This is a genomic window from Actinomycetota bacterium (assembly GCA_019347575.1).
Lineage (GTDB): Bacteria > Actinomycetota > Nitriliruptoria > Nitriliruptorales > Nitriliruptoraceae > JAHWKY01.
On the sequence record JAHWKY010000023.1, the window covers coordinates 31,959 to 51,936 of the forward strand.

Sequence of the window (19,978 nt, forward strand, 5' to 3'; positions counted from 1 at the left end):
GGTTGACAGACGTGTCGATGACCCTGGCGCGGACGCTGACGGGAGGGGGAGAGGCGGGTCAGAGCACCTGCGCGAGCGTGACGGCGAGACCGCCGATGCCGAACACCGCGGTCGCGGTGGCGATGATGATCTGGCGGGTCTGGCCCGACACGGCCGCCACCAGCTCGCCCCGGAACGCTGCCAGCATCTCGTCGCGCAGAGCGGCGAGGCGATCGTCCAGACGCTGCTCGAGCGCGTCGAACCGTGCGTCGACCTGCATGAACCGTGCATCGACCTGGGCGAACCGTGCGTCGAGACGCTCCTCCAGCGCCGCCACCTGGGAGCGTGTGGCGAGCTCGACCCCGCTCGCGGGGAGCTCGTCCAGGAGCATCGCGGCGGCATCCTTCCCGACGGTCGGCACGAACAGGTCGAACAGCTCGGCTCGTCGCCGTTCGGCGCGGGACATGGTTACACCTCGGCGCCATCGTCACAACCGTCGAGAGCGACCCTAGGCGGCGTGATCCGCCTGCGGTCCGGGGGATCACGCGGGCTTGTGGATGCGGCGGGGCGAGCTGCTCGCGGTCGGGTGGCTCCAGGTCGACATCGACCGCCGCGTGCTGCACGTGCGCCGCACCCCGTGTTGGCGGAGGTGGTGGAGGTGGCCGGCATCGGGGGTGAGCAGTTCCGCACGGAGCTGTGCCGCCACGAACGTGTCCAGGGAGCGGCCCATCAGGTCGCCGTCGGCCATCACCTCCCCGACACGTACGCCGAGCACTGCGGCAGCCAGCCCACCGTCGACGAGGTAGCGCTTGCCGGTCCTGACCAGCCGCTTCAACCGGTTGGACCACCACGCGGGGGCGACCTCCAGGACCGCCGGTACCTCACCGAGCGAGCCAGGACGAGGAGAGACGCCACGCATCCTGGAGCTGTTCTCCAGCCCGAACCTCGTCGCTGCAGCGGCGTTGCCGGACTCGGTACCCAACGTCGTCGCATGCCCCGGCTCAGCGGTGTGCCACGGTCCCGCTGCGCAGGTCGAAGTGCATGATGTCCTTGCCCGTCCGGTACTTGCCGCCCCACACCAGACCCGCCTCGGCGAGGGCGAGCACCAGCGTCTTGGACAGGTCCATGAAGCCGCCCTTGGCGGCGTTGGTGTGCTTGCCCCACTCGCCCCGGCCGCCCTCGACCTGGTCCTTGCGCTGACGGTCCTGCCACCAGGCCAGGTCGTGACCGCCCTTGCCTGCGCCGACGGTCGCGCGTAGCTCCGCGTCGGTGAGGCTGAGGTAGCGCTTGACCGCCTCGGACTGACGGTGCAGCCGCTCCCACTGCTCACCGGTGTCCTTCAGCGACTTGGCTCGCGCGTCCTCTCCGGTGCCGTGCAGCAGCAGAGTCGCGTGGCGGACCACGGCCGAGCTCGCGTCGCCCTTCGCCTGGGTGAGCGAGCCCTTCTTGCCGGTCTGGCCGAGGAAGAGGTTGCCGGCGTAGTTGACGTCGATGGCCAGGCCGAAGCAGTGGTAGCTGGGCAGCGAGCCGCCCGTGGCCTTCTTCGGTCGCCGCAGCCCCACCACCCCGTACAGCCCGACCGCCTGGGCGATCTCGTCCACCGACTTCCCCGGCATCTGCGCCGCGAGGATCCGTTCCGCCTTCTGTAGCGCGGCGAGCAGCTCGCGGTGTACGCCGCCGACCTTGCTGCCGCCGCTGGGCTTGATCGGCACCCCCAGCAGCGTGGCATCGGGCACGTGACCGGAGAACCACTCCTCGACCGTGGTGCCCGAACGCGCCAGCGCGGCGGCGACGGCCGCGCTGTCCTCGGCGGCACCACCTTCGCGCGCCTGCTTCTTGGCGGCGGCGATGCCCTCCAGCCGCCTCTTCGCGGCGGCAGGGTCGGTCGGCACTGGGACCGTTGCTGGGGTGACCGGTCCGCCGCCCGGCTCGCTCCGCACGGTGGCCGGGGTCTGCGTGGGAGCGCTGGGACCGGACGGCGCCGTGCCGGAGACGGCCGGGTTGGCGGCCCCGGGATCCGCAGAGCCGCCGCCACCCACCGTCGCGGGGCGGCGCGCCCTTGCGACGGCGGGGCGCGCGTAGGTCTTGCGCAGCTGGCGCCACTCGCGTGCCAGACCGTCGGCGTCCGCGGGGATGCGCCCGCCGTTCAGCTCCGGATGGGCGAGGTCGAAGAGCGCGTCGGTGAGGTCGATCTCGCCGCGCTGGCCCGACGCGACGAGCAGATCGGCGGCGACCTTCAGCGGAGGCGTGCCGGTCGCCATGACGGCCGCGCCGAGAGCGAGCGTCCACAGGCTCAGCCCGTGCCGGGTGGCGAGCCGTGCCAGGATCGCCGGCGCGGACAGCGGTGCCATCGCGGGCGCCCCGCCGCCGTGCGCCCCGGCGGTGGCCGGCGCCGCCGCCCCGACCGCGGCGGATCCGGCCGCGGCCGCGGGGATCGCGGGAGCAGCGGACCCCGCGCTCGGCCCCGGGGCGGAGGCGGGGGCCGGGGCGGGCGTGGCACCCGCCCCGCCCTTGAAGGCGCCGAGCGCCGACCCCAGGGTCGTGCGCACCATCTTCTCGTGGGTCGTGGCGATCGGCTCCACCTTGGCCAGCTCCGCCACCCGGGCGGTGTAGGGCTGCATGGCCTCGGCGTGCCGGCCGAGCCAGGCGGCGATGTTCGCGGCGAGCTTCTCGTGGATGGGCCGGTACATCGGCGAGCCGGGCCGGTAGTAGGCGCGCAGCCGGGGGGCTCGCGCGAGCGCGTCCTCCTTCTGCGGCGGGGCGACGGCCGGATCGGTCAGCACCTTCCGGAGCGCGTCGAGCTGCTCGAACAACCACGACTCGATGACCGCCCGTTCGCCGTGGCCGTTGATGGCTTCGAACAGCGCGACCATGGCCGGGGCGACACCGCCGCCCTTGCGCTTGCCGCGGGGCAGGTTCCGCCCGACGGTGCGGCCGCCTCCACTGTGGCCTCCGAGGATCAGCCGTCCGAGCTTCGCCCCGCCAGCCAGCGCGCCGACCTCCTCGAGGCGGCTGAACACCGCGCGTACGTACGCGCCGCTCTGCGTCTGGCCGAAGTCGGACCGCTCGCCGCCCTGCGGGAGGAGCCCGACGAGCTGGGGCATGCCGCTGGCCTCGATCTGTTGGCCGATGCGGTCGAGCGCCACGTCCCGGACGGTGCCGTCCTTGGTGCGTTGGCGCCACCCCGCGTAGGGCCGGCTCTTGGTCTCGGCGTGGCCGTGGAAGTGCAGCAGCACGTCGACCGGTTGGGTGGGATCGAGCCGTTCGGGCACCAGCGCGATGGCACGGCCGGCGGCCGACTCGCCGGTCAGAACGGCGCTGGCTCCGCTGCGTGTGGGGTCCTGGTGCCCCAGTGGGAGTCCGTCGATCGGGATGCGCCGTATGGAGCCGCTTTCGACGCGGCGCTCCTCGGCGTTCCAGCCTCCGGCCGTGACCCCGGTCCGCCACCCGCCGGCTCGCTGCAAGGGCAGCAGCGACCGCTGGACCGCTCGGTTGCCGAAACGTCGCTGCAGCTCCAGCACGCGGGCGGCGAGTGCCGTCTGGCGCTGTTGGATCGGTGGGTCGGCGACCCTGCTGGGTGGGGCGGAGGCCGGTGCGGGGCTGCGGCCACGCAGGATCTGAGGGCTGGTTCGCTGGACGCCCACCGGCGCTCCCTTGTCGCTCGGTCACCACGGCCCGTGGCGACGCCCATGACCGCGATCGTGGCATGGATGAGCGACCTCGGGAAGGGCCGACGGGGCAGCTCCCGGTGCCCCACAACCCCTAGTCCGGGGAGACCGCCCGCAGGCGATATCATGTGATACCACTGGGCTGGTCGAGGAGTCTCGCAGTGACCGACGTGCTCATCCGGGACGTGCCCGACGAGGTCGTCTCCGCCATCGAGGCGAAAGCCAAGCGGCTCGGCCTGTCACGGACCGAGTACCTGCGCCGCCAGATGGTCAGGGTCGCGTCGGGGACCGATGAGCCGGTCACGGTCGAGGCGCTGCGACAGCTCGCCGAGACGTTCGCCGACCTCGCGGATCGAGACGTCATGCGGGGTGCCTGGGAGTGAGCGACTGGCTGATCGACAAGTCGGCGCTGTTGCGGCTCGGCGAGGCCACCGACGCGGCTGGGTGGGCTGACCGCATAGACCGCGGGCTGGTACGCATCACGACCGTGACCCGGCTGGAACTGGGCTACAGCGCGCGCAGCGCCGCGGATCTCCGCGAGGGCATGCGGCGCCAGCCGATGGCGTCGCTACCCGTGGAGTACCTCACTCCCAAGATCGAGGACCGAGCCGTCGAGGTCCAGGCACTGCTCGCCGATCGCGGGCGGCACCGCGCCCCCGCCATCCCCGACCTGCTCATCGCCGCGACCGCAGAGCTCGTCGGACTCACCGTGCTGCACCTCGACAAGGACTTCGAACTCATCGCGGAGATCACGGGCCAACCGACGGAGCGTCTCGCCGCCGCGTGACACTAGGCACGGCGGAGCCGTGTCGCTGGGCCGGTCATCGCGCGACCTGACCCATCTGGGCTACAGCCACCGCGACCGTCCGGGATGTAGCGTGGTCGCCGGACACGCGGCCCGCCTGTCCGCGTTCGACCTGGAGTGCAGCCCGTGGATCGTCGTGTGTCCGTCGTCAGCAACCTCGTGCTCGTCCTCGCGCTGACGGTGGTGGGGACCGCGTCGGCGTCGCCCGCAGCGTCCGGCGATCGTGGCGGCGACCGCGTCGACGTCATCGTCGTGCTCGACGACGTCCCCGACGCCCGCGCTGCGGCGCAGGACGTCGCGCGCGACCACGGAGCGCAGCTCGGCCTGGTCTACGAGCACGCGCTCGAGGGCTTCTCGGCTTCGGTGCCGACGGGGCGCCTCAACGGGCTGCGTCAGGACCGGCGCGTCGACCTCGTCGAGCTCGACCAGTCGGTCGAGGCGTTCGGTGAGGTGCCCACCGGCGTCGACCGCATCGAGGCCGACCGCGAGCTGGGCCTGACCGATGCGTCGGGCGTGACCTTCGGAGGCAAGGTCGACATCGCCATCATCGACACCGGCATCGACCACAGCCACCCCGACCTCAACGTGGTCGCCGGGACCGACTGCGCGCGGGGCGGACCGTTCAACAACAGCTGCAAGGACGGGCTCGCCGGCGACGGCAACGGCCACGGCACCCACGTCGCCGGTAGCGCCGCGGCCATCGACCACCTCAGCGGCCTCGGGGTCGCCGGTGTCGTGCCGGGCGCCGACCTGTGGGCGGTCAGGGTCCTGGACAACAACGGCAGCGGCTACATCTCCTGGATCGTCGCCGGCATCGACTGGGTGACCGCCCGCGCCGACACCATCGAGGTGGCGAACATGAGCCTGGGCTGCGAGTGCTCCAGCTCCGCCCTGGACACGGCGCTGACCAACTCGACCAACGCCGGGGTGGTGTACGTCGTGGCCGCCGGCAACAGCGCCAAGGACGCCTCGACCTTCAGCCCCGCCAACCACGACCAGGTCATCGCGGTCTCGGCGATCGCGGACTTCGACGGTCTGGCGGGCGCCGCCGGCTCGGCCACCTGCCGCACCGACGGTGACGACACCCTGGCGAGCTTCAGCAACTTCGGGGCGGTGGTCGACCTGGCCGCACCCGGGGTCTGCATCACCTCCACCTGGCCGGGCGGCGGCTACCACACCATCAGCGGCACCTCGATGTCCAGCCCGCACGCGGCCGGCGCGGCCGCGCTGTACGTGCACGCCAACGGCGTCGCCAAGAGCAGCAGCCGCTGGTCGACCGTGCGCAGCGGGCTGCAGAGCACGACCTGGTCGGTCGCCCCGACCGACACCTGCGGCTACGACCCCGAGGGCAAGCAGGCGGGCCGGCTGCTGATGCTGGAGGCCTGCGACGGTGGCGGCATGGTCGGCACCGCCCCGACCGCCGACGCCGCGGCCGCGGAGACCCTCGAGGACACCGCGGTCACCGTCACGCTCGGCGGCGGCGACGCCGAGACCTGCGACCTCGGCTTCTCGATCGTGACCGGACCCAGCGACGGGTCCCTGAGCTCGATCACGGACGCAACGTGCTCATCGGGCACGGCCCCCAAGACCGACAGCGCTTCGGTCGACTACACCCCCGCGACCGACTTCGCCGGCAGTGACAGCTTCACCTACCGCGTCACCGACGGCGACGGCAACAGCGCGGACGCCACGGTGGCCATCACGGTCAACGGTGTCAACGACGCTCCCGTCGCCGTGGACGACAGCGCCGGCACCGCCACGGACACCCCGGTGACGATCGCCGTCCTGGCCAACGACACCGACGTGGACAGCGACCCGCTCACCGTGCTGGCCGGAGCGACCGCTCCGACGAGCGGCGCGATCGTGGTCAACGCCGACCAGACGATCACCTACAGCCCCGACGCCGGGTTCACCGGCACCGACTCGTTCACCTACAAGGCGTTTGACGGCACGGTCGACAGCAACGAGGCGAGGGTCACGGTCACCGTCACCGACGCCGCTGTGGTCACCGCCTCCGTGGAGGACTACAGCGCCTTCGGCGGCAAGTCCAGCGACAACCACCTCGACATCACGATCCGCATCACGGACGCGAACGACTCGACCCTGGGTGTGCCCGCGACGGTGAGCATCCAGCTGTACCGCAACGATGGCGCGGTCGGCGGCACCCTGGTGGGGTCGACCGACGGCGCCGGCTGGGTCACGTTCGGCTACCGCGGCGTCGGCCCCGGCTGCTACGCGACCGACGTGACGGCGGTGTCGCCCAGCGGCAGCTACAGCTGGGACGGATCCGAGGTCGTCGCGGTGTTCGAGAACAACGTCACCAGCTGCGAGGCAGTGCTCTCCCGGTAACCGCCTGCGGAGGGGCCGTCGGCCCAGTCGACCGGTGCCGGGAGCACGTGGAGTCCGTGAGGAGCTGCCCTCGCTGAGGATGGATGAGCCAGCTCGTCACGAGCTGGTGCCGCGGAGTCCGCGAGGGAGTCACGATGAGCCGCCCGGCCACCACCTCGCTGGGGGTGTTGGATCCTGGCAGAGCGAGCCACTCGTCGGAGGTGAGGTCGCGTCGAGCGTGGTGGCCATCGCACCCAACTCGACCTCCGGCCTGAGGGAGCGACTCGACCTCATCGCTGATGAGATCGGAGGCGGGCGTGGTCCGCCAAGGATGATCCCCTAGCGAAAGGCGGCGCTAGGGACAGTCTGAGAGGGACCGGGAGACGCCCGCGCTCGGACCTCAGCTGCGCGCGGCGCGTGACGACGGGTCGGCCGTCCGGTGGCTGAACCGCGGACGGTGTGCGCGGTCAACAGGTTGCTAATGGGCGCTACGTGCAGGTCGTGAACCCGATGCGGTCAACGCGCCCGACGACCTCGACCCCGACGGCGACCGGCGGGGTGATCGCGGCGCTTCCACCGACGAGCGTGATGTGCTCGAAGCTGCATGCGTACCGCTCGAGCCAGTCGACGGTGCGCGACCGCGTGCCGCTCCGGGGATCGGTTCCGGGTACCGGTCGTCAGGCGGCGCGGTAGACGGCGTGGTCTTCGGAGGCGATCCCGGGCAGGGTCGGGGCGTCGTCGGGTGGGGGGTTGGTCGCTTCGCTGGTTGCGGTACCTGATCGTGGTTGGGGTTGGGGGCGTGGGGGGTCGGCCCCGTCGTCGCGGGGCGGTTCGGGGCGGCCGGGTCTGGCCCGGGGTTGCGATGCGCCGTCGCCGAGCAGGTCGGTGCTCAGATGGCGGCGGCGGGCCTCGGCGGCGGTCTCGGTGAGCACGGTGTGGCCGTCGGGAGAGGTCACGGTGACGGTGGCATCAGCTGAGAGCTCGAAGCTCCAGCCGCCGTGGTGGCGCATCCAGTGGTTGACCGTGCAGACCAGCGCCATCTTGTCGATGTCGGTGGCGCCGATGGGCCAGGGAGGTTCGTGGTGGGCGATGGTCCACTGGGCCGGGACGTCGCATCCGGGCCAGCGGCAGCCGCCGTCGCGGGCACGCAAGGCGCGGCGCTGGGCGCGGGAGGCGTAGCGCTTGCTCTGTCCCAGGTGCAGCGGCAGCCCTTCGGCGTCGGTGATCAGCCACTGCAGATCCGCATCGCAGGCGAGCTGCTCCAGCGCTTGGGGGTCGAGGGGGCCGGTGCGCGGCAGCGTCCCCGGTTCGGCACCCGCACGTTGTTCGAGCTCGTCGAGGGGCAGCAGCGCCAGCAGCACGGGGCGGTCACCACCGTCGTCGGGCAGCTGCTTGGCGGCGCCGGCGCGCTCGATCAGCTCGATGAGGGCGTCCCAGCGGCGCTGGGCGGCGGTGCGGTCGTCGTCCTCGCCCCGCGGGGCGGCGAGCGCGTCGATGCCAGTCTGGATGAGCTCGCCAGCCAGGTTGGGGCCGTAGCCCTCGAGGCGGGTCCCGCCGGCGGGGTCGTCACGGAAGTCGAGTCGCCGGTTGTCGTAGGCGCGTCGGGCCCGGTCCGCGGCCTGCTGGCGGTCGATGAGCCGCTTGCCCTCGTTGCGGACCGCGGAGGGGTCGCCGCGCCGGGCGGCGGTGAGCAGCTTGGTCTCGGCGTCCGGATCGTCCAGCCCGGCGGTGGCGTCGGCGATCTCGGCGGCGTGTTCGGCGGAGATGTCGCCTCGGGCGAGGGCTTGGCGGGTCTGGTCGAGCCCACCGAGGGCCTGGGCGGCGGTCGCGGTCTTCTTCGCGTCGCCGGGACGGCGCCGCAGCTGGTTGCGCAGGAACGAGGTCGTGTCGCGCTCGCCGACCTCGCGGGCGCCGTCGCGCTGGTCGAACGCGGCGGTCAGGGTCAGCACGGTCGCATCGAGGCGGTTGCGCTGCTTGTCCAGCTGCTGGATCAGCCCGGCGAGCTCGGGGACGGGCAGGTCGTCGGGGTCGATGGTGTCGAGCTGATCGATGGACGCGGCGAGGGTGTCGACGTGCGCGAACGCGCCCGCGCGGCGGGCGCTGCCCGCGCTGCCACGTCGCGATCTGGCCGTCATCGACATCCCCTCTGGTCCGGCGCTTCCATATATACGTTCCGAACGTATGCTCGATAAGATACCTCTCCGGTGTGACGGTGTCAAGCACCCGATCTCGAGAAGATGTGAACAACCCTGCTCGCCACGAGCTGGTGGCGTGGAGTCGGCGGGGGGGCGGGTCGCAGGCGATATCAATGTGATACCACCAGGGCTGGTCGAGGAGGTCGCAGTGACCGACGTGCTCATCCGGGACGTCCCGGACGAGGTCGCCCCGCCATCGAGGCGAGGGCCAAGCGCCTCGGGCTGTCACGGACCGAGTGCCTGCGCCGCCAGCTGGTCAGGGTCGCGTCGGGGACCGATGAGCCGGTCACGGTCGCGGCGCTGCGACAACTCTCCGAGACGTTCGCCGACCTCGCGGATAGGTGACCACTCCTGGGAACGATCGTCTCCGGCTGGGGTACCGCCGTTCGGGTGAGAAGCGTTGGGCGCCGTGCCCTTCACTGGGTGTCTCTCGGCTGAAGGGTGCGCTTGGACGGTAGGCCGCGACGTCACGAGGGTCTCCCCTTCACCCGCTTCTCGGGCACGACGAGGTCGGGGATGCGCCGTTTCAGGAAACGATCGAACTGCGGGACCGTGAACGCGGCGTATCCGTAGCTCGGCGTGTAGAGCAGTCCCTTGTCGATCAACCGCGCCCGAGTGGGGCCACACTGCTGCGAGGTCCGATCGAGCAGGAAGGCGACATCGCCGGCGGATTGCGCCTCGGGTCCCAGCTCCGCCATCGCACGCAGGTAGGCACGCTCGAGTTCGGTCGTCCTGTCCAGCCGGACCCTGAAGAAGCTGCTGTCGAGCTTGGCCTCCACCTCGCCCTGGGCTCGGTGCACGTCGGCCACGGCGATCACCGGACCGTCGGCGAGATCCCAGACGGACTTGCCGAACTCCTGGATGAAGTAGGGGTAGCCCTCGGTGTACTCGACGATCCGTGCGGCGGCAGCGTCCTCGTAATCCGCACCTTCGTCGCGGGCTGGCTGGCTGAGCGCTCGTCGGGCGTCCTCCTCCGCGAGGTGGCCGATCTCGGGGAACTTGAACAGCCGCTCGGCGTAGGACTTGGCCTCTCCGGCGAGCTCGGGGAGCTGCGGAAGTCCTGCCGCGACGAGCGTGATCGGCAGCGATCGCTGGACGGTCCTGTGCAGTCCTGCGATCAGCGCCTCGAGTTGCGCGGTCGACAGGAACTGGATCTCGTCGAACAGGAAGACCACGCCGGTCCGGTGGTCTCGGGCGGCCTCGCCGAGCGCGACGAGCAGGTCCGTGAGGTCCGCGTCCAGCATCCCGCTGTCGGCGACACCCTCGAGGGCCTCGACATCCAGTGATGCCGTCACGCCACCGTCGCCGGTCACGGTCAGGGTGAACGACTTGAGGGTTGCTGCTGCGCGGCGAGCCTTCGCCTTCCAGCGCTTCGACGGAGCCACCGTGAACAGGGCTCGACGCGCCTCGCGGGCTAGGACCCGCCGGAACGCGTCGTCGTCGTGCTTGGCGATATCGAGCTCGACGACGGCCCAGCCGGCGTCGTCTGCGCGCTGGCGGAACTCGCCGAGGAGTACGGTCTTGCCGACGCCTCTCAGGCCGGTGATGATCATGGACTGCTCGGGTCGGCCCTGTTCCAGCCGATCGAGCAGCAGCTCGAAGTTCGCCAGCTCGTCACTTCGCCCCGCCAGCACCGGCGGTCGTGCCCCGGCGTTGGGCGTGTACGGATTGCGTCGCGGGTCCACAGGCCATCAGGTTAGCGGGATTTCCATAGTTTATCTAGCGACGATAAAGCTGGATAAACTTGCTGAATCGTGGTAAGCATCCTTTCCCTCGCCCACCCGTGAGCCTCGACGTCTGCGAGCAGCCCCCGTCAGTTGCCGGAGGCGGTCGCGCTGGGGAGGCCGGAGGCTCGCCGCAACGACAGCCGATCTCGCCCCTCACGTGGTTGACGCCCACGACGACCTTCTGGAGTTGGCCCATCCGGTGTCGGCCCTCACGTGCTAGCCGTCGCCCCGCCGGAGACTTTTCCCCAACCTGCGCCGGACCCGCAGCCCGGTGACGGCCCTCGCCGTGGATGCTGGTGATCCGCGAGGGACCAGGTGCACATGGACGGCCTCACCTTGGGCGAGTACATCGATGAGTGGCTCGACGTGGCGCGGCTGCGGCTCGCCCCGACCACGCTCGCGTCGTACGCCGGCATGGTCCGCCGCTACCTGCACCCCGCGCTCGGCGCGGTCCCCATCGCCGAGCTGACCACCCGGCGCATCGAGCGCACCTACGCCGAGCTGCTCACGCGCGGCGGACAGGGCGGCAAGCCGCTGTCGCCCCGCAGCGTGGAGTACTGCCACGCGATCCTGCACACGGTCCTCGCCGATGCCGTCAAGCACGGGGTGGTCGTGGCGAACCCGGCCACCGGGGCGACGGTGCCGCGTCACCACGGTGACGGGGCGCAGGCCAAGGACCTGACCGTCTGGACCGCGGAGGAGCTGGCTCGGTTCCTCGAGCTGGTCGCCGACGACCCGCTGTTCCACCTCTGGGCGCTCGCGGCGACCACCGGGATGCGCCGGGGAGAGCTGCTCGCGGTCGCCTGGCCGAGCGTCGACCTCGACCGCCGCGTGCTGCACGTGCGTCACTCGCTGGTCAGGGTCGACGGCGCGTTCCGGCTCAAGCCGCCCAAGAACGGCCGAGCCCGCTCGCTCGCCCTCGACGACTGGACGCTCGGCGTCCTCGCTGACCGCCAAGAGGTGCAGCAGCGCGAGGCCCGGGTTCGCGACCGCCCGTCCACGCTCGGGCAGCAGTGGGAGCTGGTGTTCACGACCCCGGAGGGCGAGCCGCTCGACCCGCTGCGGGTGACGTGGGCGTTCCGCAAGCTCGTGGCGTCGCTGCCGCTACCCCGCATCCGTTTGCACGACCTACGGCACGGACATGCGACGTTGCTGCTGCAGGAAGGGACCCCGATCAAGGTCGTCTCCGATCGGCTCGGCCACGCCAGCGCGAGGTTCACCCTCGACGTCTACGCCCACGCACTGCCGGTCATGGACGCCGCCGCAGCCGACCGCTTCGCGCAGCTCCTCGGACACGCGGACTGACTGATCTGATCGTCACGAACGGCTCGCCACCACCCTCACCGCGGTCTCCCGGCCCACCGTCGGGGCGAGATCCTCGACCCGCGTCCGGCCCACACATCGAACTGATCCGTCCCTCGATCGCCGAGTCGAGGAAGCACTCCTCGCGCTCGACGAACGGAACGCCGCGGCGTCAGCCGCTGGCGAAGCCGATCCCGCCGACGGCCACGACGGCGGCGACGAGGCCGAACAGCATCGTGACCGTCAGGCGGCGCAGGTCGTCGCGGAGGGCACCGATCTCGCGGTGCATGTCGGTGCGGAGGGCACCGATCTCGCGGTGCATGTCGGTGCGGAGTGTGCCGATCTCGTGGTGCAGCTCGGCTCGCAGCCCGCTGATCTCCCCGCGCAGGACGGCCTCGAGCGTGTCGAGGTCACGCTTGGTCGCCACGTCGGCCCAGCCGACCGGTGGCAGGTAGTCCATCAGGGTGGCTGCTGCCTCGTCGTCCATGCTGGCCACGAGCATCTCGATCAGGTGGTGACGGCCTGCTGTTGGATGCTCATGGTGCCTCCGCCGGTGGTGGGCGGCAAGGAGCATCGCGGTGGATCGCGGCGGACGGCAACGAACGCGACGGGGAGCTGTGGACACCGGCCGACCCGTCGGGCTCGGGCCCCGACCGGTCAGCCGGTGGCGAAGCCGATCCCGCCGACGGCCACGACGGCGGCGACGAGGCCGAACAGCATCGTGACCGTCAGGCGGCGCAGGTTGTCCCGCAGGGCACCGATCTCGCGGTGCACATCGGTGCGGAGCGTGCCGAGCTCGTGGTGCAGCTCGGCTCGCAGGTCGGCCCGCAGGCTGTTGAGCTCGCCGCGCAGGACGGCCTCCAGCGTGTCGAGGTCGCGCTTGGTGGCCACGTCGGCCCAGCCGACGGGCGGCAGGTAGTCCATCAGGGTGGCTGCTGCCTCGTCGTCCATGCTGGCCACGAGCATCTCGATCAGGTGGTGGCGGGCCTGGTGTTGGATGCTCATGGTGCCTCCGCCGGTGGTGGTCGGCAAGGAGCATCGGGTTGCATCGCCGTGTACGGCAACGAGCGCGGCGGGGCGGCTGTGGACATCTCGGCTCGCAGCTCGGCCCGCGGCGCTCGCCGCGAACCCAGACCCACCTTGTCTGGAGCCCCGACGCAGCGAGCGGCGAGTACACCGTGGAGGTGACCGTCACCGCCGCCTGCGCGCCCGATGCGTCCGAGCCCAACGACGACGGCGCCATCGTGCCGGCCGGCACCTACCGGGTCGTGGTCACCGTCACCGACGTCATCGCCGGCACCGTCGAGGACAGCCTCGACGTCGTGGTGGAGGCGCCCTGCAGCGACGACGTGCTGGAGGACGACGACACCACCGCCGACGCGACCCTGCTCGCCGACGGCGCCAGCCAGGACCTGCTGTGCGACGACGTCGACCGCTTCGCGGTCCAGGCGGCCTTGAGCGACACCATCACGGCCACCCTGACCCAGGACAGCGCCACCAGCCCCGACCTCGACATCACGCTGTACGGCACCGACGGCACGAACCAGCTCGCGACGACCGAGACCCAGACCGCCGACACCGAGACCATCACCTTCGAGGCCACCACCAGCGGCACCCGCTACGTGGCCGTGACCGGCGCGATGGCGCCGTGGAGGCCAAGCCCTACACCGTCATGCTCTCTCTTTGCGGGGCGGATGGGTTCGAGCCGAACGATTCCCGTGTCGGTGAGGTGCCTGAGCTGCGAGCGGGGCGCCGGTCCTCGGGGTGATCTGCCCGGACGACGTGGACTACTTCGTCCGGGTTGACGGCGGGGCCGTCGAAGGGTTGGAGGTAGGTGTGGCGTCGTGGGTGCAGGCTCCGCAGGGTGATTGGGTGGGCTTCGGGGCTGATGGTTGCTTGTTGGCGGGCTGGAACGGGTCGTCGGATGCGGGTCATCTGCCGGCGGCGTCGCTGACGGTGGAGTAGCCCACGAGGGCAGCGCCTGGACGCCGACGCCCCGACGCGCCCCTGACCGGGACAGGGCGCAGGTAGCCTGGGGCCCGTTCGCCCGACCGCTCCCGACTCCGTGAGGTTGCATCCATGCACGTCGTCGTCACCGGAGGTGCCGGCTTCATCGGCGCGAACCTCATGCGCACGCTGGTGGACGGCGGGCACTCGGCCGTCGCCCTCGACAACCTCTCCACAGGGTCGAAGGAGAACCTCGACGGGCTCGACGCGCAGCTGGTGGTCGGCACAATCCTAGACCCCGACGTGCTCGACGAGGTGCTGGCGGACGCGGACGCCGTCGTGCACCTGGCCGCCCGCCCGTCGGTACCTCGCTCCATCGAGGACCCAGCGGCCAGCCACGAGGCCAACGCCACCGGGACCCTCCAGGTCCTGGAGGCAGCACGCCGGGCAGGCAACCTCCACACCATCGTGGCCTCATCCTCCTCGATCTACGGCGCGAACCCGACGCTGCCCAAGTCCGAGGACCTGCGTCCCCAGCCGATGAGTCCCTACGCGGTCAGCAAGCTGGCGACCGAGACGTACGCGCTGGCCTACCAGGAGTGTTTCGACCTGCCGACGCTGGCGTTCCGCTTCTTCAACGTGTTCGGTCCGCTCCAGCCCGCCGGGCACGCCTACGCCGCCGCGATGCCAGCATTCGTGGACGCCGCGCTCCAGGGCCGCCCGCTGCCCCTGAACGGTGACGGGCTGCAGACCCGCGACTTCACGTTCGTGGGCTCGGTCGCCCGGGTGATCACGCAGGCGGTGGATCGCACGGTCACGTCGACCGAACCGGTGAACCTCGCGTTCGGTTCACGTCGCTCCCTGCGTGACGTCATCGCCGAGCTGGGGGAGCTGCTAGGCCGCGATCTCGAAATCGAACAGCGACCGGACCGCCCCGGCGACGTGCGCCACTCACAGGCCGACCAGACCCGCCTGAAGAAGCTGTTCCCGGACATCGAGCCGGTCGAGTTCACCGACGCCCTGCGCCAGACCGTCGCCTGGTTCCAGAAGGGTTGACGCCCTACAGCCGCTCGACGTTAGGCAGGGCGCGGGGGAGCGCGTTGCGGGTGTCGAACACCAGCGTGGCGTGCTTGGCGACCAGTTCGAGGTCGATACCGACGTGCGGCGTCACGATGACCACGCGGTCGGACTGCGCGACCGCCTCTGCCGTCAGCTCCACGCTGTTGAGCTACCCCCCGTCCACCGCGTACGCGGGGCGTGCGGGTCGTGGTACTGGCTGACCTACCTCATCATTGACAGCGACACATCGGGGGCGACCCGCGAAGACCTACGCCGCGACCCTCGTGACGGCGGGATCGAGGCGCGCCCCGTCTGGAAACCGATGCACCTCGAGCCCGTTCCGCTACCAGTCCCATCCGTTGGAGGGGGTGTGGCCAAGCGGACCCTCGAGCGGGGCTGTGCCTACCCTCCGGTAGTTCGCTGGGAAACGACGAACTGTCGGAGATCTGCGCACTCCTACGCAAACGCCTCGGCTAACGTCGTCGTGGCTGTTAGCCGAACGTCATCGCAGACCTGGGTCAACTCACGGGTGCGCGCCGATACGCTGCGACCACTTTCGGACAGGAGGAGTCCATCGCGGGCGATGCTGGTTGCCAACCGTTTCTTCGCCCTCTCGAACTCCCGGCTTCACCTGATCTCGAAGTTGCAGCTTGAGGGGTGGGAGGTTTCTGCGGTCGCTGCCGTGGATGAGTCGGACGTCCACGATTCCCGTGCGAGGCTGGAATCTGTAGGCGTGGTAACTCACGCCGTTCGCCTCGAACGGGGAATCGCACCGTACGCCGACCTCCATTTCTTGCGCGCTCTGGCGCGCCTACTGAATGAGACCCGCCCAGATCTCGTGCACTTCTTCAACGCCAAACCGATTTTGTTCGGAACGGTGGCAGCTCGAACGTCATGCCGAGGAGCGAAGGTGGTGAGCACCGTGACAGGCCTAGGCCAACTTGGACTCTCTCGGGGACCGTTCCGCCATGTGGCCATGCTGGCGTTGAGAGCGGCACTATTGGCCAACGATCTCACGATCTTCCAGAACCGCAGCGACGCGAAGATGATTGCGCGACGGAGGGGTCCCTATCGGCGCTCGCGAGTGATCGAGAGCTCGGGCATCGACACGTCAGCGTTCCAGCCGGGATTCTCGGAACGTGAGGACCCACTGGTGGTTGCGATGATGGCGCGGCTCATCTGGACCAAGGGCGTTCGTGAGTTCGTCGCCGCGGCACATGAGCTTGCGGCGAAGCACGAGGGAGTAAGGTTCGTGCTGGCGGGTGAACGGGACCCGAACCACCCAGAGACCGTGCCAGAGTCGTTCGTCCGCAACATGACCCACACGGGGGCAGTCGAATACGTGGGTCTGGTACGCGATCCTGCCGAGTTCCTCCGAAGCTGCGACGTCTTCGTGTTGCCCAGCTACCGCGAGGGCTTTTCCCGCGTCTTGCTCGAGGCGATGTCCTCTGGCGTGCCCGTCGTAACTACGGATGTTCCCGGTTGCCGGGACGTGATCAGGGACGGTGAGAACGGCATCGTGGTCCCGGCGCGCGACGAAAACGCGCTCGCCTCCGCAATCGAACGTCTCATCTCGGACGCCTCTCTGCGACAGCGTTTGGGCCAGGAAGCGCGACGCTCGGTCGAGCAACGCTACTCGGCGGAAACCATCAGTGAGCAGTACATGGATGCCTACGTGAGCGCGGGAATCCCGGTCAGGACACAGAGAGGCTGATGGGAAGTCAAGGCACGGCCGCCTCGCCCCTTCACGCGCGACCAGTCATCATCATTGGCGCTCCACGCTCTGGCACAAACCTGTTGCGTGACCTGCTAGGCGAGCTTAGGGGCTTCGCGACGTGGGACTGTGACGAGTTGAACCCGATGTGGAGGTACCGCAACTCACGCGCGGATCATGACGAACTCACCGAGGAGCAAGCCACCGACGACATCGCCCGTTACGTGAGACGCAGGTTCGACCGACTCGGTCGTCGCGAAGGCGCCCACACCGTCGTCGAGAAGACATGCGCGAACAGCCTCCGACTGCCCTACGTACACAGGCTTCTCCCCGAGGCCCGGTTCGTGATTATCACCCGGAACGGGCTGGATGCGACGGCATCGATCATCGACCGGTGGCAAGGCAGCACTCCTCTCGGCTACCTCGCTCGGAAGGCAAGGCACGCGCCGCCATCGGTCCTGCCGATGTATGCAGCGAACTTCGTTAGCGCGAGGTTCCGACGTGTTACCGGCATCCATGAACACGCCAACACTTGGGGACCGAGATACCGGGGGATCGACGATGAACTTCGGCACCACGGGTTGGATTATGTGGCGGCCCGCCAATGGACAGCTTGTGTTGACGGTGCGATCAAGTGGTGGGAGAGTCAGGCCACTCCACACGTCTTCTCGCTCACGTACGAAGCCTTGACGAGCTCGCCAACGGCGACGTTCGGGCACCTGTGTGACTTCCTTGATGCGCGCCCCTCTCAGGCTGGGGCCTGGCTCATCGAGACCGTGCCGAACAGCAGGAGCGTGGGAAAGGGGTACCGTTCGCTCTCCCCTAGCCGACGCGCGACCATCCTGGACGTAATCGAGTCCACGATGGCACGCCGAGAGACACTGCCCGCGGCGGCGAGTATCTCGTGACGCCGCGCGACGAGAGACGGAAGCGGGCGTTCGATCTCGCCGTCGGCGGGGCCCTGTTCATCGTGGCCCTGCCTGTTCTTCTTGCGGGGGCTCTCGCGGCTGCGCTGTCCACCCGCAGTCATGGCTTCTTCGTCCAGGCACGGGTAGGACGACACGGGGAGGTCTTCAAGGTTGTAAAGCTGCGAACAATGCGGAACGGCGCTGGCAGCCCTCTACACGTGACCATCGGCGGCGATGTTCGCATCACACGGGTGGGCCGCTTCCTTCGGCGTTCACGCCTCGACGAACTACCCCAACTCATAAACGTGCTGCATGGGAGCATGAGCCTCGTGGGTCCGCGGCCAGACGTCGCCGACGCTCTGGCGTTCATCGACGCCGACGCTCGCGCAGAACTCCTGTCGGTGCGTCCCGGCCTGACTGGGCCGGCCTCGTTGGCGTACATGGACGAAGAATTCCGAGTCGCGGCTGCGGACGATCCGGTCGAATATTTCTCGCAATCGATTCTGCCGCACAAGGTGGCGCTGAATCTTGAGTACGTGCGCAACTGGTCCGTTTCGACCGACCTGAGATACCTAGTCACGTCGTTGTTGGACGTCGCAAGCTACGTTGTCTCCGGTCGCACTCCGCGTGAGTGAACTCCTGAGCGGAATCGCGAACCAGGGTTCTCGAATCATGGCGCCAGTTCAGCGACGGCAAGGATGTGGATCCCGTCCTCGGGGGCTGCATGCCTGCAGTATCGCTCGTACGCTTTCCATGCGATTCGCAGGCATCGCTCATCTCGGACACTAAACCAACGGTTCGAAATGACACGGCGCAGCACGAGACGCCAACGGTTATCGCGGTGAAGGTACCTTACCTTCTCTATTTCGAACTGTGGCGAGAGATGGGCTTTCAATAGGCCTACATCGTAGTGACGCTCGTGCTTGTCACTTAGCGGTATGACGGTTGTCGGTACCGTGACGATCAACCGCCCATTTGGCGCTAGGCATCCGGCAAGCCCATCTACAACGGCAGGCAGGTCGCCGTCCGGCACATGCTCTATTACCTCCATGGCTGTAACCACATCGTACGGTCCGTCGACCTCACCGAGGGAGGACCCGAATACCGACATACCTGGCCCTCTCGCTGTCGCGAAGGCACGCGCGAACGCTACGGCCCTTTCTGACATATCGACCCCGTCTACCTTGTCGATACCCTGCGAAGTGAGGTGGCCTACCAGGCGACCGTCACCACATCCGAAGTCCAAGACCCTCCTTGCCCCTGATGCCGCGACTTCGTCCGCCACGGAGGTCAGGAGGTTCGCGTACTCGAACACCCATCCTAGATCTCTACCCGGCACCCAGTAAGCTCCCGCGTCAACAGGCAACCAGTGATATGGAAAGGCGTACTGAGTCTCCTGCGCGGTTTGCTGAGGGTTGGTCATCGTTAATGCCTTTGTTCCCGATCCGAGAGAAGAATCGCCGCCCAGAGATCGACGCCGACCTCCGTCGAGTAATGTTGCTTGACACGAGTCCGGGCAGAGTGACCGAGTCTGGCGCGCAAATCAGGATCGTTGAGGAGACTCATAAGGCCATCGAACCAGTGCGCGTGCTCACTAATTAGGATGCCACAGTCGCCTACGATATCCGAGTGAACTTGATTGAATGTAACACACGGAATAACACCATACGACATGTATTTTAGGGTCTTAAAACCGCACTTACCTCGCTCAAGTTCTCCATCCCGCAGTGGTGCTATGCCAACATCTATCGATCTAAGAAAGGCATCCTCTCCCTCGGCACTCCATGACACCTGGTGGACTCCCTCTTGTCCACGTAGCAGCGGAGGGACTCGCCCCCCCATAACAATCAATTCTACCCCCCTATCCCTAACAAGGGCGCGAAGAGGACTAGCGAGTATCGCTAGCTGGTCCTCTGTGGCCGGAGACCCGAGCCATCCGATACGTAGGGCGCGCGTTCGCTCTTCGTCAGGCTGCCGTTCTAGAGCCGGAACTGCGACGCACGTTGGAATGACTCGCACATCGTACGCACCAGATGACTCAGCCCACCCTGCGAGTACGCGGTTACCTGCGACGACGACTTGTGATGACTCTACGAGGATCGTAGCCAACTCTCGTTTCTGCGAAGAGGGGGATGCGTACAGGGCATCATCGACATCCCAGATTGCTTCGGTGCGCGTCATGAACCTCCGGATAGCACCCGCTGGTGGTAATCCCACGGGGGGGACTAGCTCCTTCTGGACGACAGTCCGACGGCTCGATGACGGATGGAAAGTGACGCAATCGAGGAGTCGCCGAGCGACCGGCAGAAGGGTCGCCGCTACCGAATGGCCGTATCCTCGGGGCGG

General features: G+C 68.9%; 19 protein-coding genes. 9 read left to right on the forward strand and 10 right to left on the reverse strand.

The features are described 5' to 3' along the window. Positions 1–58 precede the first annotated feature (58 nt). The 3 genes from KY469_15160 to KY469_15170 form a co-directional block, all read right to left on the reverse strand. Positions 59–445: a hypothetical protein gene (locus tag KY469_15160; GenBank protein ID MBW3664438.1), complete on the reverse strand. Its 387-nt coding sequence runs from the start codon at positions 443–445 to the stop codon at positions 59–61. Positions 446–520: 75 nt separating this feature from the next. Beyond that, positions 521–898, reverse strand: coding sequence for a DUF4143 domain-containing protein (locus KY469_15165; protein MBW3664439.1), 378 nt, complete (start codon positions 896–898; stop codon positions 521–523). A gap of 82 nt (positions 899–980) precedes the next feature. Next, entirely contained in the window at positions 981–3,623 is a 2,643-nt protein-coding gene (locus tag KY469_15170) for a hypothetical protein (GenBank protein ID MBW3664440.1), read from the reverse strand. 185 nt (positions 3,624–3,808) lie between these two features. On the opposite strand from KY469_15170, the gene KY469_15175 reads away from it, so the two are divergent. The 3 genes from KY469_15175 (at position 3,809) to KY469_15185 (ending at position 6,801) form a co-directional block, all read left to right on the forward strand. Further along, positions 3,809–4,030, forward strand: coding sequence for an antitoxin (locus tag KY469_15175; protein ID MBW3664441.1), 222 nt, complete (start codon positions 3,809–3,811; stop codon positions 4,028–4,030). Next, positions 4,027–4,434 carry a PIN domain nuclease gene (locus tag KY469_15180; GenBank protein MBW3664442.1) on the forward strand — a complete coding sequence of 136 codons (408 nt, stop codon included), beginning with the start codon at positions 4,027–4,029 and terminating at the stop codon, positions 4,432–4,434. Before KY469_15175 ends, KY469_15180 begins: the two co-directional genes overlap by 4 nt. Positions 4,435–4,578: 144 nt before the next feature. Beyond that, positions 4,579–6,801 carry a S8 family serine peptidase gene (locus KY469_15185; GenBank protein MBW3664443.1) on the forward strand — a complete coding sequence of 741 codons (2,223 nt, stop codon included), beginning with the start codon at positions 4,579–4,581 and terminating at the stop codon, positions 6,799–6,801. Between the two features lie 656 nt (positions 6,802–7,457). On the opposite strand, the gene KY469_15190 is transcribed toward KY469_15185, so the two are convergent. Then, positions 7,458–8,915: a 13E12 repeat family protein gene (locus KY469_15190; GenBank protein MBW3664444.1), complete on the reverse strand. Its 1,458-nt coding sequence runs from the start codon at positions 8,913–8,915 to the stop codon at positions 7,458–7,460. Between the two features lie 527 nt (positions 8,916–9,442). After that, positions 9,443–10,660 carry an ATP-binding protein gene (locus KY469_15195; protein ID MBW3664445.1) on the reverse strand — a complete coding sequence of 406 codons (1,218 nt, stop codon included), beginning with the start codon at positions 10,658–10,660 and terminating at the stop codon, positions 9,443–9,445. A 363-nt stretch (positions 10,661–11,023) separates the two neighbouring features. Here KY469_15195 and KY469_15200 point away from each other — a divergent pair, with 363 nt between their 5' ends. Further along, positions 11,024–12,007: a site-specific integrase gene (locus KY469_15200; GenBank protein ID MBW3664446.1), complete on the forward strand. Its 984-nt coding sequence runs from the start codon at positions 11,024–11,026 to the stop codon at positions 12,005–12,007. A 169-nt stretch (positions 12,008–12,176) separates the two neighbouring features. Here KY469_15200 and KY469_15205 read toward each other — a convergent pair whose 3' ends face one another. Both KY469_15205 and KY469_15210 read right to left on the reverse strand, forming a co-directional pair. Next, entirely contained in the window at positions 12,177–12,500 is a 324-nt protein-coding gene (locus KY469_15205; GenBank protein MBW3664447.1) for a hypothetical protein, read from the reverse strand. Positions 12,501–12,661: 161 nt separating this feature from the next. Then, a complete protein-coding gene (locus tag KY469_15210) occupies positions 12,662–13,009 on the reverse strand; it encodes a hypothetical protein (GenBank protein MBW3664448.1) in 348 nt (115 codons plus the stop codon). A gap of 173 nt (positions 13,010–13,182) precedes the next feature. Between KY469_15210 and KY469_15215 the strand changes: the two genes are divergently transcribed. Both KY469_15215 and KY469_15220 read left to right on the forward strand, forming a co-directional pair. Next, positions 13,183–13,809: a hypothetical protein gene (locus tag KY469_15215; GenBank protein ID MBW3664449.1), complete on the forward strand. Its 627-nt coding sequence runs from the start codon at positions 13,183–13,185 to the stop codon at positions 13,807–13,809. 274 nt (positions 13,810–14,083) lie between these two features. Next, positions 14,084–15,007 carry an NAD-dependent epimerase/dehydratase family protein gene (locus tag KY469_15220; GenBank protein ID MBW3664450.1) on the forward strand — a complete coding sequence of 308 codons (924 nt, stop codon included), beginning with the start codon at positions 14,084–14,086 and terminating at the stop codon, positions 15,005–15,007. Between the two features lie 4 nt (positions 15,008–15,011). On the opposite strand, the gene KY469_15225 is transcribed toward KY469_15220, so the two are convergent. Further along, positions 15,012–15,170 (reverse strand): hypothetical protein, encoded by a 159-nt coding sequence (locus tag KY469_15225; GenBank protein MBW3664451.1) that lies wholly within the window; start codon positions 15,168–15,170, stop codon positions 15,012–15,014. A gap of 423 nt (positions 15,171–15,593) precedes the next feature. Here KY469_15225 and KY469_15230 point away from each other — a divergent pair, with 423 nt between their 5' ends. The 3 genes from KY469_15230 to KY469_15240 are packed head-to-tail and all read left to right on the forward strand — an operon-like array spanning position 15,594 to position 18,267. Next, the gene (locus KY469_15230; GenBank protein ID MBW3664452.1) at positions 15,594–16,724 is read left to right on the forward strand and encodes a glycosyltransferase family 4 protein; all 1,131 of its coding nucleotides are present in this window, start codon (positions 15,594–15,596) and stop codon (positions 16,722–16,724) included. Next, positions 16,724–17,632 carry a sulfotransferase gene (locus KY469_15235; GenBank protein MBW3664453.1) on the forward strand — a complete coding sequence of 303 codons (909 nt, stop codon included), beginning with the start codon at positions 16,724–16,726 and terminating at the stop codon, positions 17,630–17,632. The genes KY469_15230 and KY469_15235 overlap by 1 nt, the downstream gene beginning before the upstream one ends. Beyond that, on the forward strand, positions 17,629–18,267 hold the full coding sequence (locus KY469_15240; protein MBW3664454.1) for a sugar transferase: 639 nt from the start codon (positions 17,629–17,631) through the stop codon (positions 18,265–18,267). Before KY469_15235 ends, KY469_15240 begins: the two co-directional genes overlap by 4 nt. 35 nt (positions 18,268–18,302) lie before the next feature. On the opposite strand, the gene KY469_15245 is transcribed toward KY469_15240, so the two are convergent. Together KY469_15245 and KY469_15250 are read right to left on the reverse strand one after the other, a co-directional pair. Then, on the reverse strand, positions 18,303–19,055 hold the full coding sequence (locus KY469_15245) for a class I SAM-dependent methyltransferase (protein MBW3664455.1): 753 nt from the start codon (positions 19,053–19,055) through the stop codon (positions 18,303–18,305). A gap of 2 nt (positions 19,056–19,057) precedes the next feature. Beyond that, positions 19,058–19,813 (reverse strand): glycosyltransferase, encoded by a 756-nt coding sequence (locus KY469_15250; GenBank protein ID MBW3664456.1) that lies wholly within the window; start codon positions 19,811–19,813, stop codon positions 19,058–19,060. Positions 19,814–19,978: the final 165 nt, after the last annotated feature.

Coding starts and splice junctions, on each gene's coding strand:
- KY469_15160 (MBW3664438.1), bottom strand. CDS start 445: ATGTCCCGCGCCGAACGGCGACGAGCCGAGCTGTTCGACCTGTTCGTG.
- KY469_15165 (MBW3664439.1), bottom strand. CDS start 898: ATGCGTGGCGTCTCTCCTCGTCCTGGCTCGCTCGGTGAGGTACCGGCG.
- KY469_15190 (MBW3664444.1), bottom strand. CDS start 8,915: ATGACGGCCAGATCGCGACGTGGCAGCGCGGGCAGCGCCCGCCGCGCG.
- KY469_15200 (MBW3664446.1), top strand. CDS start 11,024: ATGGACGGCCTCACCTTGGGCGAGTACATCGATGAGTGGCTCGACGTG.
- KY469_15210 (MBW3664448.1), bottom strand. CDS start 13,009: ATGAGCATCCAACACCAGGCCCGCCACCACCTGATCGAGATGCTCGTG.
- KY469_15220 (MBW3664450.1), top strand. CDS start 14,084: ATGCACGTCGTCGTCACCGGAGGTGCCGGCTTCATCGGCGCGAACCTC.
- KY469_15230 (MBW3664452.1), top strand. CDS start 15,594: ATGCTGGTTGCCAACCGTTTCTTCGCCCTCTCGAACTCCCGGCTTCAC.
- KY469_15235 (MBW3664453.1), top strand. CDS start 16,724: ATGGGAAGTCAAGGCACGGCCGCCTCGCCCCTTCACGCGCGACCAGTC.
- KY469_15245 (MBW3664455.1), bottom strand. CDS start 19,055: ATGACCAACCCTCAGCAAACCGCGCAGGAGACTCAGTACGCCTTTCCA.
- KY469_15250 (MBW3664456.1), bottom strand. CDS start 19,813: ATGACGCGCACCGAAGCAATCTGGGATGTCGATGATGCCCTGTACGCA.